The organism is Trinickia sp. EG282A, assembly GCF_040965455.1.
In the GTDB taxonomy this organism is placed as follows: domain Bacteria; phylum Pseudomonadota; class Gammaproteobacteria; order Burkholderiales; family Burkholderiaceae; genus Trinickia; species Trinickia symbiotica.
The window spans coordinates 182,514-197,504 of sequence record NZ_JBFRCC010000004.1; the positions used below are offsets into that span (position 1 = coordinate 182,514).

At 63.7% G+C, this 14,991-nt stretch carries 10 protein-coding genes; 2 read left to right on the plus strand and 8 right to left on the minus strand.

Annotation, left to right across the window (positions count from 1 at the left end):
- Positions 1-77: 77 nt before the first annotated feature.
- A complete protein-coding gene (locus tag AB4Y31_RS20140) occupies positions 78-623 on the plus strand; it encodes a hypothetical protein (RefSeq protein WP_018440072.1) in 546 nt (181 codons plus the stop codon).
- Positions 624-660: 37 nt separating this feature from the next.
- Here AB4Y31_RS20140 and AB4Y31_RS20145 read toward each other — a convergent pair whose 3' ends face one another.
- From AB4Y31_RS20145 to AB4Y31_RS20155, 3 genes are all read right to left on the minus strand, one after another.
- A complete protein-coding gene (locus AB4Y31_RS20145) occupies positions 661-1,356 on the minus strand; it encodes a GGDEF domain-containing protein (protein ID WP_368675468.1) in 696 nt (231 codons plus the stop codon).
- A gap of 191 nt (positions 1,357-1,547) precedes the next feature.
- Positions 1,548-3,995: a CHASE2 domain-containing protein gene (locus AB4Y31_RS20150; protein WP_368675469.1), complete on the minus strand. Its 2,448-nt coding sequence runs from the start codon at positions 3,993-3,995 to the stop codon at positions 1,548-1,550.
- A gap of 85 nt (positions 3,996-4,080) precedes the next feature.
- A complete protein-coding gene (locus AB4Y31_RS20155) occupies positions 4,081-4,779 on the minus strand; it encodes a response regulator transcription factor (protein ID WP_368675470.1) in 699 nt (232 codons plus the stop codon).
- A 275-nt stretch (positions 4,780-5,054) separates the two neighbouring features.
- On the opposite strand from AB4Y31_RS20155, the gene AB4Y31_RS20160 reads away from it, so the two are divergent.
- Entirely contained in the window at positions 5,055-5,753 is a 699-nt protein-coding gene (locus AB4Y31_RS20160; RefSeq protein WP_368675471.1) for a response regulator transcription factor, read from the plus strand.
- A 65-nt stretch (positions 5,754-5,818) separates the two neighbouring features.
- Here the strand turns inward: AB4Y31_RS20160 and AB4Y31_RS20165 are convergent, their stop codons facing one another.
- From AB4Y31_RS20165 to AB4Y31_RS20185, 5 genes are all read right to left on the minus strand, one after another.
- Entirely contained in the window at positions 5,819-9,325 is a 3,507-nt protein-coding gene (locus AB4Y31_RS20165) for an autotransporter outer membrane beta-barrel domain-containing protein (RefSeq protein ID WP_368675472.1), read from the minus strand.
- Between the two features lie 436 nt (positions 9,326-9,761).
- Complete coding sequence (locus AB4Y31_RS20170) at positions 9,762-12,125, minus strand: GNAT family N-acetyltransferase (protein ID WP_368675473.1); 2,364 nt, start codon at positions 12,123-12,125, stop codon at positions 9,762-9,764.
- Positions 12,126-12,260: 135 nt separating this feature from the next.
- A complete protein-coding gene (locus AB4Y31_RS20175) occupies positions 12,261-12,740 on the minus strand; it encodes a thioesterase family protein (protein ID WP_368675474.1) in 480 nt (159 codons plus the stop codon).
- Between the two features lie 11 nt (positions 12,741-12,751).
- Positions 12,752-13,117, minus strand: a complete 366-nt coding sequence (locus AB4Y31_RS20180) for an FKBP-type peptidyl-prolyl cis-trans isomerase (RefSeq protein ID WP_368675921.1) — start codon at positions 13,115-13,117, stop codon at positions 12,752-12,754.
- 106 nt (positions 13,118-13,223) lie between these two features.
- Positions 13,224-14,825 carry a peptide chain release factor 3 gene (locus tag AB4Y31_RS20185; RefSeq protein WP_368675475.1) on the minus strand — a complete coding sequence of 534 codons (1,602 nt, stop codon included), beginning with the start codon at positions 14,823-14,825 and terminating at the stop codon, positions 13,224-13,226.
- Positions 14,826-14,991 lie beyond the last annotated feature (166 nt).

Here is a 14,991-nt window from a genome sequence, read left to right on the forward strand (position 1 = left end):
GACGCTAGAATGGCGGCCCTTCGCAATTCGCGCCGGGCGTTTTCGCGCACGGCGCATGACGACCCGTGATCCCATCCATGGCAAAACTTCTGACCGACTCCGAATTTCAGCGCTTCACCGAACTGCAGCAAAAGCAGGCGAGCTTCACGATCACGAGCGAAGAAGCGGACGAACTGCGGCTCATCGTCGAGCGCGCTCAACAAAAGCGCGACGACCGCGCGGCCGCGATGAAGACCATCGAAGGCTATCTCGCGCAATTCGAAATCACGCCGGAAGAGCTCTTTTCGCCCGAGCAGATCGGCGAAGCGGCGCGGACCTACGGTCTCATCGCTTCGTCGGCGAAAAAAGAGCGTGTATTGCCGCCGACGCTGACGTTCAACGGCAAGCCCTATCAATGGACTCGCGCGCTGCCCGACGAAATTCGCGTGCCGCTTTTCGATGCGTTCAAGGCTGGCGAATCGATCAAGCGTTTTCTGGCCACGCCGAAGGATACGGCACGCAACGCCGCAACGGTTGCACGTCTCGAGCGCGAAACCGGCGGCGTTTATGCCGAGGCGTGGCTCGACGAATTGTCGATCTCACGTGCACAAGTCGATGAGGCGGCGGCAAAGCTCGCCGCGTAAGCAGGAAGCCGATCGTCGCCCGCGAGCCGCGCGCAAGTCACAGGACCGCGAGCCTCACCGTATCGCGGCCCGCACGCTTTGCCTCATACAGCATTCGGTCGGCGTGGCGATAGAGATCGCGCGGCAGATGGCGCGTCGCGCCGCGAGCGCCTCGCCATACGAAGCCGAAGCTCGCCGTCAACACCGCATTGCTTTTCGTCGGGTGCGGTAATGCAAGGGCTCGCACGGCCAATCGCAGGCGATCGATCGCAGCCAGCGCGTCAGCCGGCGATTCGGCGCGCAACAGAATGCAGAACTCGTCGCCGCCGAGGCGAATCAAGCTGTCGCCCGATTGGCGCAGCTGACCGTGGACAGCTTGCGCGACTTGTTTCAGCGCGTCGTCGCCCGCACCGTGGCCGTATGTGTCGTTGTACGCTTTGAAGCCGTCGATGTCGAACAGGCAGAACGCAAGGGGTTCGTTGATACCCGGCGATGCAACGCGAGTTTCGAATATTTCCTCGATATGCCGGCGATTGAATGCGCCGGTCAGTTCATCGGTCACGGCGAGCCGCGACAGGCGCGCCACTTCGGATTCCAGTTGACGGATCCTGCCTTGCAAGCGGCCACGCTCCGCGTTCTCGAAACCGCGGCACAAGCGGCGAGCCCATGCCGCAAGCGACGGCAACCACGCCGTACCTCTACGCGTTTGTTGGTCTGCGCGCCAGAACACTTCACGCATCGATTGAGAACTCATTTTTGGTAACCTGGAATCCATGACGCAACGGCACGCCCGTCATCGCTCTGCCTTGGCTACGGGCATCGTCGAACGCAGCGAGCAGGATTTCGTTCAGCGTCGCAATTATGCCAAGTCACCCCAAAAACGACTGCAAACAAGTGTCAGGTGAAGGCGGGGCGCGGTGGACTTTCCCTATGTGCGAGCACGTCTCACGCGGGCTCGTCGGCCCGCCCGAGTTCGGCCTCCTCCACCAGGGGCGGCAACGAGATCACGAATTCGGTGCCCTTACCCTGCTCGCTCTGCACCGCCACCTCGCCCCCATGTCGCACGACGACGGTCTTCACGAATGCCATGCCGAGCCCCGCACCGCCCACTTCGGGACGCTCGCCCGCGTGGAAGCGGCGAAACCGCTCGAACAAGCGGCCCTGCTTGTCCAGCGGAATGCCGTATCCCTGATCGCGAATCGAGCAGCTCACATGCCCCCCGGCCAACGACGCGCTCGCAGGCAGGATCGTGCATGCAATGCGCGTGTCGTCCGGACTGTACTTGATCGCGTTCTGCAGGATGTTCACGAGCGCGCGCGTCAGTAATGAGCGGTCCGCGCGAATCCAGCATCCTTCGCTGTCGCCCAATTCCGCATCGATGCGGATGCGCTTCGCATGCGCCTGAGGCCAGACCTGGTCGCTCGCATCGAGCACGAGGTCGGCGAGGTTCACGGGCTCGAATTCGTAGGCCTGCGACTCGGCGCGCGCAAGCTGCACGAAGTCGTCGGCGAGCGTCAGTGCGCGCGTGGCGTAGCGCGCGATGCGATCCATGACGTTGCGCACCTGCTCCGACTCGATGCGCGCGCGCTCCATCTCGACGAGCGCAAGAATCGACGCATGGGGCGAACGCATGTCGTGCGAAAGGAGCTGCAACGCGTCCTCACGCTGGCGCTCGGCTTCATGCAACGCCGTGGTGTCGACAAGGCCAGCGATCCAGCCCGTTGCCTCGCCGAACGCATTGCTGCATTCGGAGTACCGCAGCAAGTAGTCGCGGTCGTCGCGGCAGCGCACCTCGATCCCATTCGTCATGATCCGCTTGTATTCGGGCCGCGTCGGATTCATTACCGCGGGCCAATCCCGGCGCGCGATCAGCTCGTCTTCCGGCTCGGCGCCGACCGTCTTCGAGAATGCGCAGTCGGTCAGCACGGCCTGCAATGGCCAGCCCTCCGGGCCGGGCGCCGACAGTCGCGCGCAATACGCTCGCGCGGCGCGGTTCGCGATCAGCACGACATTGTTCACGTCGGCGACGAAAATCGGCTCAGGTCCATTATCGAGGCTGTCCCAGACGAACCGCTTCATATCTCTGGCGCGCCGCGCGGCCTGAGCCATCAGCGACATTTGCTGCTCCAGCGCGTCACCCATGAATTCATTTTGCCGCGTCGGCGCTTCGGGCAGCAGGTAGGGTTCATCGGCGAGATGCCGCAACTCCTTGCGCAGGTACGCCATCGTCATTTCGAGCCGGCGCCAGCTCCATACCGGATAAACGGCGACGAGCCCGAGGATCGCGGGCACAGGCGACACCCAGAGCCGCAGCGTGTGCAGCAGCATGGCATCGACGGCGAGCGCCAAGCCGGCGAGCACGATCGCGAGCGCCAGCGAGAACATGGGAGAGAGCACCAGAAAGCCGATGAGCAGCGCGGCAAGTGGCAGCAGCCATGCGGCAAGCAATCCGAGAGACGATGCCGGCCTGATGGCCGTACCGTTGAGCAACATGTCGAGCACGCTCGCATGGGCGTAAACGCCGGGCATGATCCCCGAGCGGCCCGACATCGGCGTCGCGAAATGGTCGTAAAGCCCCGACGCCGTCGAGCCCACCAGCACGATCTTGCCTCGCACGACGTCGGGCGGCACTGTTCCAGCCAGCACTTGCGCGACGGATACCTTTCGGTAGGTTTGGCCCAGCGGACTGAACGGAATCAGCAAACGCTGATCGCCGCTCGGATTGGCCATCTCGGCGAGATCGGGCGCTGCGCGCCTCACCTTCTTCATGCCGGCCAGGTGTATCACGCCGGTTTCCACGGCATGCCAGACAGGAACCGTCAACTGCGGCCACCATGCACGCGCATCGCCTTCGTATGGCGCCACGCTGCGCACGATGCCGTCTTTATCGACTTCGAAATTGATATGGCCGAGCCCCGCCGCCGCGTGAGCCAATTCGGCGATCGGCAGCACCGCGTCACGATGGCCCGCGGCATCCGGGGAGTCGAGCAAAATCGGCAGATAGGTCCTGCTCGATGCAATCGCGCGCGCAAGCGCCGCGTCGTCCGCGCCGGGCTCCGTAAACAGCACGTCGTAGACGATGGCCGCCGCGCCGTCCTTCGCGAGCGTATCGATAAGGCGAGCGTGTATGTTGCGCGGCCAGGGCCAGCGGCCAAGCGCTTCGATACTGTCGTCGTCGATCTCGACGACGACGATGTCGTTCGATACCGGCCGCGTCGACAACGCGAGAAATTCGTCATAGACGAGATGATCGAGACTGGAGGTCAGACGCCAGCTCGAGCTCAACGCGACGAATGCAATGCCGAGGCAGCCGGTCGCGATCCACTCCAGCAGGAAGCGGCGCCCCAGCGATGGCCCGAGCCGCGAGCGGATCAGCCGCGCGAGCAATTTCATCGAAGCCGCCACCGGCGCGCGATCAGAAGATCGCCTTCGCATCCGGAAAATCGCCGCCGCATCTTCGGCATGTCGTTGTCTCGCCTCATGGCTGGTCATCCTCCATCCGGTCAAGACGATAGCCGTAGCCGGCGATCGACGCCAGACGGTAGCCGTGTTGGGGCCGCAGATCGAGCTTCGTTCTTATCACCGACATATGCGTATCGATGATTCGGGACGATACGCCGGCGACATTGTGCCAAACCGCCTCGTGAATGTGAGCACGCGAAAGGGGCCGGCCAAGATGCCGAAACAGCAACAGCGCAAGTTGGAACTCCTCGCGGGTCAGTTCGATCGGCATGCCGTGGGTCGCCGTCTGCGAAGTCCGCAAGTCGAATACGAAGTCGCCGAAGGTCTCCGTTCCCTCGCACGGATTGAATCGGTAGGCACAGCGCAGCAGCGACGTCACACGCGCGCGCAATACGTCGGCGCGCACGGGCTTGACGAGGTAATCATCGGCGCCGAGCGCGAAGATCGAGGTTACGTCGGCTTCGCTGCCGCAGCTCGTCAGGAAGACGACCGGCACCCTTTCCGAAAGCGACTCCCGAACCCAGCGCAGCACCTCTTCACCGGACATGCCCGGAACGTTCCAGTCCAGCACCAAAAGATCGAAGGTCTCGTGCTTTAACCGCTCGACGAGCAGATCCCCCGCTGAGAAGGAGCAGCAAACGTGATCGGCCGCCGCCAGCGTCTCACACACGAAGTGAGCCTGCGCCGGATCATCGTCCAGAACGGCGATTCTCATAGCACCCCGTAACGCAAGTCATTTTTGGTATCCGGCAAGCAGTATAGAAAGGAACGATCGTCAATTGGCTCAAGAATTGTTAAGTCGCCGGCAACGGAAGGATGCCCCATTGAACAGCGCCCGGATCATTCTCACCCAGATATTGGCAAACCCTTAGGATTTGCCCCATCATTGCTGGCGTCAAACCGGCAGCTCCGCGCGGAATGCACCAGAACCGGGCGTCGCTTGCTCCTCTTTGCTTCGGCACAACGCTTCACTTCTATCCGAGTCAGACAATGCGGATCGCCATCCTCGACGACGACCCGAGCCAATTGGAGTTTGTCTCCGAATCGCTGAGCCCCGCGGGGCATACCTGTCATGCCTTCACCGAAGGTCGGGCATTGATCCGTGAGCTGCGGCGGGAGAGCTACGACCTGATCGTGCTCGACTGGAACGTGGCCGACATGCCAGGCGACGAGGTGCTCGCCTGGGTGCGCGAGCACTGCCATGAAGAGCTTCCCGTCCTTTTCATGACCAGCCGATCGCGCGAAGCTGACATTGTCACCGCGTTGAATGCCGGCGCCGACGATTACGTGGTGAAGCCCGTCGCGGCGTCGATCCTGCTCGCACGAGTCTCGACTCTTTTGCGCAGAACCTATCGCCGCGATGAGAGCGTTGCCTCGCAGGAGTTCGGCGAATATGTCTTCGACCTGCGCGAGAGCATCGTCTACCGTCAAGCCGTGCCTGTCACGCTGTCGCAGAAGGAATTCCAGGTTGCGCTGCTGCTGTTTCGGAATCTCGGACGGCCGCTCTCGCGCAGCCACATCGTCGAGACGATCTGGAAACAAACGGCCGATATCCCGTCGCGCACGCTCGACACGCATGTCTCGTCCGTTCGCATCAAGCTCGATCTGCGTCCGCAGAACGGGTACTGCATCTATCCCGTCTACGGCTACGGATATCGGCTCGAGAAGCTCGAAGCGGGCCAGGCCTGAGCGGCGCGGCGACGTCCGCACCGCCCAGCTCATGCACGGTCGGCGGCGCTCATGGCCGCCCTCCTTCACCAGGACCAACGCAAGCCGACATTTCCTCCTACCGTGCGCACGTGCTCCCCGTCGAGGTTCGTGCCCCAGTTGACGGCGGCGTAGGCGCTGCCGTGCTTGGACAACTTCGTGACCACGCCCGCGTCGATCCGCGCCGTCGTCTGATTGACCGGCGTGGCGATCGAGGTCACGCTGTCGTACGTCTGGTGGTCACCGTTGGCAAACGCGTGCAGCACGTTGAACCCCATATACGGCTGCCACGCGGCGCCGAGCGCCTCCCAAGTACCTGAGAACCGAACGCCGAATCTCGCCAGCACGGTATTGCCGCTACCGAACGCCACGTTTGACGCACCGTCGTTCAGATCTCCGATCGAAAGATGCTGATAGATCAACTGGGCCTGCGGTTCCATCGTGAGCCCGTGACCGATCGGGAGCGGCAAGCCTCCTTCGATCGAGGCCGTCACGGCGGTACCGTGTGTGCTCGAACGAACGTTGTCACTCGAGTTCGTGTCCGCCATCAGCGAGCTGCCCGAAACAACCGTATCCGTGTACCATCCGCCCGGCCCGATGTGCGTCCAATAGCCCGCCAGGCTGTACGCGTTGACTGAAAGATGCCCGACGTCGACACCCTGCACGCCCAATGCCGACCCGCTGACCTCGCCGGTCGCGCGGGCCATGCCGAGATAGAAGCCGTAGTGGTTGCGGTGGCCGCCTTCCGTTCCATCCGCATACACGTCCTGTCCGATCTGCACACCGCCCATCGAGCCTTCGAATTGCGGACTCACGTCGCCGCCTTCGGACAGCACGCTATGCGCGCCCCAGACACGGCCCCATGAGGCGGGCAAGCGGCCCTTCTCGCCGAGCAGCAACTGGTCGCCCTGCCGCTGATGGAAGTCGTCGATCTGCATCCAGTCGAGCTGACGCATCACGCTCGGGATTTGCGCGTAGAGCGCGACTTCGGGGCGGTAAAGCGCGACCGGATCGGCACCGGCAGCCGGCAACGCAGGCGTGCCGGCCGCCGCGATCACCGATCCGCCGCTACCGTCCGCGTTGGCCGGCGACGCACTGTTCGCGGCCGGCACCGTATTACGCAAGTACCAGTTCTGCGACGTACCTGCCGTCACGCCCCCCTTCGCGAGATAGTAGGCGTACGCGCCCGCCTTCACCGTGCCGCCGGCAAGCGTGAACGCGCTCGTATCGGTCGTTGCGCCATTGGCCGCCGCGACGACCTCGATGCCGTTCGACAGGATCGGCGCTCCGTGTCCGCCGACGTTCGTCACCTTAAGCGTCGTCGAGCCCGTCGCCGTGCCGCCATTGACGACGAGCTTGTCCGATGCCGCGTTGTCCCCGGCAAGCACGGTATTGAGCGCGATCGTCCCGTTCTGCCCGACATAGCTGTTGACGTTCAGGGTGTTGCCGGCCTGCCCCCCGCCGCCCAGTTGCACCAGGCCCGCGTTCGTCAATTGCCCGTTGATCGTGAAACTGCCCTGCGTGCCGGCAGCGACGGACGATTGCGCGTGGGCCACCGCGATCATGCTCGCTCTGGCTACGCTCGCATTCGCATTCGCACTCGCCGCAGCCGTCGACAAAGCGTTGGCCACCGCGATCGTCCCACTGTTCGTGACGTCGCCGTTGACGCTGCCATAACCGCCGAGCACGGCGCCCGTTGCGACGGTCGCCGGTCCCGCCACCGACGCCCCCGCGTTCGACGCATCGCCGACGACGAGCGTGCCGGCCGAGACCGACGTGCCGCCCGAATACGTGTTGACGCCGTCGAGCACGAGCGTGCCTGTGCCGGCCTTGGTGAGGGCGCCGGCACCCGTGATCGCTTGTGCAATGGTCGATTGGAAGCCCTGCGTGTCGATCGTGCCGCCGTTCGAAGTGATCGTAACGGCACGCGTGCTGGCCAAGTCGAAGCTACTGCCGAGTTGAAGCGCACCGCCGTCGAACGTCATGCCGCCCGATGCGCCGCCAAGCGCGCTGTCGGCCGCGACCGACAGCGTGCCCGCTTTCAGTACCGTGCCGCCGGTATAGGTATTGCCTGAAGCTGCCGATGGGGCGAGCGTCAACGTGCCCGCTCCGTCTTTCTCGACCGTCCCGGTGCCGCCGATCGTTCCCGCGTAGGTGCCGTCGACGCTTTGCTCAAATTGCACGAGGCCGTTGTCCGTCACCGCGGGCGGCAGACTCCGCGCGCTCGCCTGCAGGACGGCCGGCTGATCGACCGTCACGCTTCCCGTGAATTGCGAGCCGTCGCCGTTGAGTACGAGCGTGCCCTGCTGCACCTCGGCGGCTATCGAGCCGACCACTGCGCCGTTGACCGTCAGCGTCCCCGAGCCTGTTTTGTCGAGCGCGCCCGATCCGCTGATGGTCTGGTCGATCGTCGACTGAAAGCCTTGCGTGTCGATCGTGCCGCCGTTCGTTGTGACCGAAATAGCCCGCGTGCTCGCGAGATCGAAAGCGCTGCCGAGCTGCAGCGTGCCGCCGTCGAACGTCACGCCGCCGGAAGCGCCGCCGAGTGCGCTGTCCGCCGAGACGGAAAGCACGCCCTGCTTGAGCACCGTACCGCCGGTATACGTGTTGCCGCCGGCTCCCGTCGGAGCGAGTGTCAGCGTGCCCGCGCCGTCCTTTTCGACGGCGCCCGAGCCGCTCAGAAGCCCCGTGTAGGTGCCCGCCGCATCTTGCTGGAACTGAACGAGGCCGTTGTCCGTGACGGCCGACGGGAGGCTTTGCGCGCTCGCGCGCAATGTGCCGGCCTGGTCGACCAGCATCGAGCCCGTGTAGCCTGTGTTGTTGCCCGTCAGTACGAGCGTGCCTTGCTGGACCTCGGCCGAGGTCACGCCCATCCCGCCGATCGAGTTCGTGATCGTCCAGGTGCCGCTGTCGTTTTTCTGCAGCGTCTGAAATTTCGTGATCGTCGTAGGCAGTGTGCCGCTCCCGGTGCCATCGAGCGTCAGCAGATTGCTGCCGCCGCCGCCATCAATCGTCCCGGATACGCTCGATCCAGTGAACATGTTGAGCGTGTCGTTGCCGCCCGCGAAAACCAGGTTTCCGATCACCTTGCCGAGGTTGCTGAACACCACCGCGCCATTGCCCGACGCGCCCATCACGCTGTTCGGCGCCTGGATGACGCCGGTCGCGTTGTTGATGACGGTATTCGTGCCCAACGTGTTTTGAAACCAGATTGCCGCGGACTTGACGCCCTTGATGGTGCCGTTATTGACGATCGTATTGCCGGCCCCCTCCGGGTTCACGGCCTCGGCAGTCGTCTGGCTACCGGTGGATTGGACTGTCGCGCCTTCCTCGACCGTCAGGGTACTGTTGTTCCGAAAATCGATCGTATTGCCGCCCGTTCCGTACGTGCCGGTCGAGTTGGACGAAGCGTTCTGTACGAGCGCGCCGGACTGAACCACGATGTTCGCATTGTCCGACAGCGCGATAGCGCTGCTATTGACGAGATTGACCACCGCACCCGTGCCGACGATTACCTGGGAACCCGAGGGTGTCGTCGGGCCTGTGCCGATCATGGTGGTCCATTGCGAAGACGAGTCGCAAGTGGTCGTCGTGCCCGATGTCGTGCAGTTTGCGTGAGCCAGCGCGGGAATCACCGCAACGTAGCCGAGAACGGCGAGGGTCGTCGCCTTCGGGCGTGGGCTCGAAGCTTTATCGAGGACTCCATGGCGACTTACACGTGATCCGGCGTGACGGCCCCACGCACCATGAGGTAGACGTTCTTTCCGCATATGCCCATTCCAATTTGTTATACCGATGTCCGAAGTGCAGAAGGCGGATGCTTCGACCACAAGCGAAGGATTGAACGGACTAGTACGCTCAAACTTAAGAGTCCATGCCCTGCACGAGTGCTGGAATATATCGGAACAATTTGAAATGAACTGCAAAGGATCGTTAAATCCATGAGCAATGCCGTTGCAACGGTCATCGCCGAGGTATTGACGTCGGTGCTTATTGGAGCGGAAATCGAACGGAGATGACTGCAGGATCTTCCGAAGCGTGCATCTCGAAGCCCTTCGCTCTTGCGAGCGCGAGCATCGGCGCGTTTTCACGCAGGATCTCGCCCGTGATTACGCGCATGCCGCGCGCACGCGCGTAATCGATGATCCGCTCAATCAGCAGCCGTCCGAGCCCCTTTCCCTTCATATCGGAACGAACGGCGACGGCGAACTCGGCGGACTCGTTGTCGGGATCGGCCACCGCGCGCACGACGCCGAGCGTCTCCATGGCTCCTTTCGCGTCGGCCGCCGTCGCGATGAATGCCATCTCGCGGTCGTAGTCGATCTGCGTCATTCGAGCGAGCTGAGAATGATCGAAGCCGCGCACGGCGCCGAAGAATCGCATGCGGAGGTCTTCGGGTGACATCGCCGCGGCGAAGGCACTATGCGCTTGCTCATCTTCGGGGCGGATCGGCCGGATCGTCAACTGCATGCCGCGCCATTCGATCGTCTGCTCGAGCCGGCGCGGGTAAGGAACGATGGCAAGACGTCCTCGCTTCGGGGCGAGACGGATTTGCGGCGAGCGTAAATCGACGCGCGCAGGCGCGATGCGCAGCGATGCCGTGAATCCCGCAATCTGTTCGATCACGCATATGGCGTCCGACAACGCCGTCAGCACGTTCAGCACCGGATCGATTGGCACACGGTGCGCATACGGTGAACGCGACAAGACCTCACGAGCCAGCGTCGGATTGAGCGGCGGCAAACCGTAGAACACGAATGGGGATGAAATGCCATCGACAGGCGGCGCCGCGAAACGAAAGACAGGGCCGAACTCGGCATCGTCGTGGAGTTCGACGGCGATGTCGACGATGGTATCGCTCGGGCAAGGCTCATTGTCCGCCCTCACCGGCAACGCGAAAGGCTCGAGAAGGCGCACGGCGGCTTCATCCGTAAGCACCGCACGCCCGTCCTTAGCCAGCGCGGCGGCGGCATACGCTTGCGCGGCCTCGATCGCGGCCGGTATTCGCGCCGGCAGCCCTTGCGGCGTCTGCATCAACAACTCGCGGCCCAACCGGTAATCGACGAGACGCGTGAACGCGCGTGCAAGCCGCTGTGGCGTCGGATGAACCGCAATGCCGCGTGCGCGCAACGCGTCTCGCGTCGTCGTATTCAGACCGCCAAAGAAACAAGCCAACATGCCGCGATAGGCGATGCATTGGCAATCGATCACCACGCGCGCGACTTCTTCCACCGGCGCTCCATGGGTGGTGGAATGAATGACGAACGCTGTGCCGGTATCGCCGCGCGGCGCGAGCGCTTCGAGCGCACGGCGGAAGTCTTCCGGTCGCGCGTCGTCGCCAAGCAGCAGCGGGTTGCCCGGACTGACATGCGGCAACGCGCCCGCCAGCGCCCGTGCCGTCTCGTCCGACCATTGCGCGAGCATGCCGCCCGCCGCCGCAAATGCATCAGTGGCGAGCGAAGCGACACCGCGATCGCTCGTCACGAGCGTTGCCGTCGAGCTCGCGGCAATGCGGCCGACGCCGAGCGTTTCGATCTCGTCGAGCAGATCGTCGAGCGAATCGACGCGTACCATGCCGGCACGCCTGAACGCGGCCGTATAGAGCGCGTCGTTCGCGTCGCCTCTGCCGGTGCGCAGCACGAGGACGGGCTTGTTGCGAGCCGCGGCACGCGCCGCCGACATGAACTTGCGCGCCGAGCGCACGGTGTTGAGCTCGAGCAGGATCGCACGCGTGGCGCTGTCGCTCGCCAGATAGTCGAGCACGTCGCCGGCATCGACGTCGGTTTCGTCGCCCAGCGCGATAGCATGGGAAAACCCGAGTCCGCGCGCGTCGGCCCAGCCGAGCACGGCATTCGTCAACGCGTTCGACTGCGATACCCATGCGACGCCGCCGTGCTTGACCAGGTAAGGCGGCGCGCCGAGGTACGCGCGCAACGCCGGGGTCACGACGCCGACGCTGGCCGGTCCGACGATACGCAACAGGTGGGGGCGCGCCGCCGCGAGCGTGGCTTGAACGACGGCAGGGTCGGCCGCGTGATCTCGTCTCGCGTCGGCAACGATGATGACCGCGCGAGTGCCGAGCCGACCGAGCTTGCCGACGATATCGACCCAGGTCGCGCTCGGCGTGCAGACGAGCGCGACGCTCGGCGCTTCAAGCAGATCGCCGGCATCGGCGAAGACAATACGGCCGTCGAGTTCATCGTATTTCGGGTTGACTGGCCAGACTGGACCATTGAAGCCGCCGGCCAGCACGCGCTCCCAGACGATGGCGCCAAGAGTGCCCGCGCGCGAGGAAGCGCCGATCACGGCGACGGATTCGGGCTTGAAAAGCGCATCGAGGTTGCGGACGGTCATGGGCGCTCCTCTCGGCAACAGCCCATAGCATAGGCGATGTGCGCCTATCCGGCTCGCGCCGGCACGGATCCTTCGAGCCGCGTTGCTCCGCAGGCATGGACGCTGCCGCCGAGAAGGGCTAGCAGGCGCGGAAGGCTATGAACCGCGGTTCGCGGGCAGTCCGATCACGCGCCCGCAGTAGCGGGCCCGCGCCGGTGGTGCATCGGCGGCTTGCAGTGCCCGCACGCGTTCGAGAACGTCGGCGTCGAATTCGGCCGATCGTGGCCCGTCCGTATCGACGTGAAGGAGCATTTGCTCGCTAGCGGCGACGGGCGCGATCCCCTCGTCAGCGAACATCTCGAGGTAGAGATGCAGACGCTTCGCATCGTGGCCCTGCACGTGCGCGTCTACCCGCACCTGCGCGCCTTCCTTGATTTCATGCAGATAGTTGATATGCGCTTCCAGCGTGTAGACCGAACGGCGGCGCCGCTTGCGTTGCGCGTCGTCGAGACCGATTGCGTCGAGGACCGCGTCCGTCGCGAAGCTGAAGATCAGCATGTAATACGCGTCGCGCAAGTGGCCGTTGTAATCGACCCACTCGGCGCGCACGGTATCGCGGTAGACAACGGGTGGCATCGAACCGCGCCCTACTTGACGATGTCGACGAGCTCGACCTCGAAGGTGAGCGTGCTATTCGGCGGAATCGGTCCGATACCTCGGCTGCCGTACGCCGTCTCCGGCGGACACGTGAGCTTTGCCTTGCCGCCGACTCTCAGCTTTTGCACGCCTTGCGTCCAGCATGGGATGACGCGATTGAGCGGGAAGGTAGCCACGCCACCGTGTTTTTCGGAATTGTCGAATTCGGTGCCGTCGGCAAGCGTCCCGCGATAACGGACCTTGACCACATCGGTGGCGCTCGGCTGCGCACCCGTTCCCTCTCGCGTGATCTCCACTTTGACGCCGGACGGCAGGGTTTCGACAGCACCGGCCGCATGCGCGGCCGAAGCGATCATCGCAGAGACGCTAATGGCTATCCATCGTTTCCACATATCCCTCTCCTTATCGTTACTGTCATTGGTCCGATTCGCCCGCATTGTTGACGCGCCATGCGGCGAACGGCTACATCGCCTTTTTGAACGGCGCGCCCGATCGCTCGCGCAACTCGTTGAACACGATCTTAGGCCACGCCTTCTGCGCCACCTCGATCTCCGAGATGTGCGAAGCGAGATACGTCGGCGCATTCGAGGCGTCCAGCGCAATGCGCACCGAATAGGCATCCATGAACCGCCGCAACTCGGCCGCGTCGTCACAGGTCACCCAACGCGACATCCGATACCGTGCGGGCATGATTCGCACGTCGACCTTGTATTCAGCCGAAAGCCTATGTGAAACCACTTCGAATTGCAGCTGACCGACGGCACCGAGAATCGTCAGCCCGCCGTGCGTCGGACGGAACACCTGAATCGCGCCTTCTTCGCCGAGCTGCTTGAGCGCTTCGCCGAGCTGCTTCGCGCGCATTGGATCGACGACTTCGATCGTCTGGAAAATCTCGGGCGCAAAGAACGGCAAGCCGACGAACTGAAGCTGCTCGCCCTCGGTCAGCGTGTCCCCGAGACTCAGCGTGCCATGATTGGGAATGCCGATGATGTCGCCCGCATACGCTTCGCTCACGGTCTCGCGGCGCTGCGAGAGGAACGTCACGACGTTGTTCGCGCGAAACGTCTTGCCGGAGCGCGTCACCTTGATCGCCATGCCTCGTTCGAAGCGACCCGAGCAGACACGAATGAACGCGACGCGGTCCCGATGCGCCAAGTCCATATTCGCCTGAACTTTGAAGACGACACCCGTGAATTTGGGCTCGTCGGGCAGCACCGGCCGCTCCACTGCCATCCGCATCGAAGGGGGCGGCGCGAGATCGACGAGCGCGTCGAGAATTTCCTTCACGCCGAAATTGTTGATGGCCGAGCCGAACAGCACGGGCGACTGTTCGCCGGCAAGAAACGCCTCGCGATCGAAATCGGGCGTTGCCGCGCCGATCAGCTCGATCTCGTCTTTCGCTCGCTTCCAGGGAAAGCCGAAACGTCGCTCGCCTTCCTCGTCGTCGATCGACGACAACGTCTCCACGACCCCGTTCGCCGTATCGTCGCCGGCGCGAAACACGCGGACTTGATCGTGCTGAATGTCATAGACGCCCTTGAAGTCCTTGCCCATGCCGATGGGCCACGTGAACGGCACCGCCGCCACGCCGAGATGGCGCTCGATTTCGTCGAGCAGGTCGAGCGGCTCGCGCACTTCACGATCGAGCTTGTTGATGAACGTGACGATCGGCGTGCGGCGGCTGCGGCAGACCTCGAGCAGCTTCAGCGTTTGCGCCTCGACGCCGTTCGCGCCGTCGATCACCATCACCGCCGCGTCGACAGCGGTCAGCACGCGGTAGGTATCCTCGGAGAAGTCCTCGTGGCCCGGCGTATCGAGCAGGTTGATGACGGCATCGCCATACTCGAACTGCATGACCGAGCTCGCCACCGAAATGCCGCGCTGCTTTTCGATTTCCATCCAGTCCGAGGTCGCATAGCGGCCGCTCTTGCGGCCCTTGACGGTACCGGCGATTTGAATCGCCCCCGAAAACAGCAGCAGCTTTTCGGTGAGCGTGGTTTTACCCGCATCGGGATGTGAAATGACCGCGAACGTGCGGCGGCGCTTGAGTTCGGCGACTGACATTGAAAATGGGGACGGCGTAAGGATAGAGCGATGCGGGTGCGATGATACACGCGTTGGCAAAAGGCCATCGAAAGCGGCACGCCACCATACCGTCAGGAATGCCGATTTTCAGGGGTACTGAATTTCGCGTCGCGCACCGCTGCGGTGCACGATTTGTTCGCCCATC

What these genes read in the sequence shown, in the direction of transcription:
- AB4Y31_RS20140 (WP_018440072.1), top strand. Translation starts at nt 78, where the DNA reads ATGGCAAAACTTCTGACCGACTCCGAATTTCAGCGCTTCACCGAACTG.
- AB4Y31_RS20165 (WP_368675472.1), bottom strand. Translation starts at nt 9,325, where the DNA reads ATGATCGGCACAGGCCCGACGACACCCTCGGGTTCCCAGGTAATCGTC.
- AB4Y31_RS20160 (WP_368675471.1), top strand. Translation starts at nt 5,055, where the DNA reads ATGCGGATCGCCATCCTCGACGACGACCCGAGCCAATTGGAGTTTGTC.
- AB4Y31_RS20145 (WP_368675468.1), bottom strand. Translation starts at nt 1,356, where the DNA reads ATGAGTTCTCAATCGATGCGTGAAGTGTTCTGGCGCGCAGACCAACAA.
- AB4Y31_RS20185 (WP_368675475.1), bottom strand. Translation starts at nt 14,825, where the DNA reads ATGTCAGTCGCCGAACTCAAGCGCCGCCGCACGTTCGCGGTCATTTCA.
- AB4Y31_RS20155 (WP_368675470.1), bottom strand. Translation starts at nt 4,779, where the DNA reads ATGAGAATCGCCGTTCTGGACGATGATCCGGCGCAGGCTCACTTCGTG.
- AB4Y31_RS20150 (WP_368675469.1), bottom strand. Translation starts at nt 3,995, where the DNA reads ATGAAATTGCTCGCGCGGCTGATCCGCTCGCGGCTCGGGCCATCGCTG.
- AB4Y31_RS20180 (WP_368675921.1), bottom strand. Translation starts at nt 13,117, where the DNA reads ATGATCGCTTCGGCCGCGCATGCGGCCGGTGCTGTCGAAACCCTGCCG.
- AB4Y31_RS20175 (WP_368675474.1), bottom strand. Translation starts at nt 12,740, where the DNA reads ATGCCACCCGTTGTCTACCGCGATACCGTGCGCGCCGAGTGGGTCGAT.
- AB4Y31_RS20170 (WP_368675473.1), bottom strand. Translation starts at nt 12,125, where the DNA reads ATGACCGTCCGCAACCTCGATGCGCTTTTCAAGCCCGAATCCGTCGCC.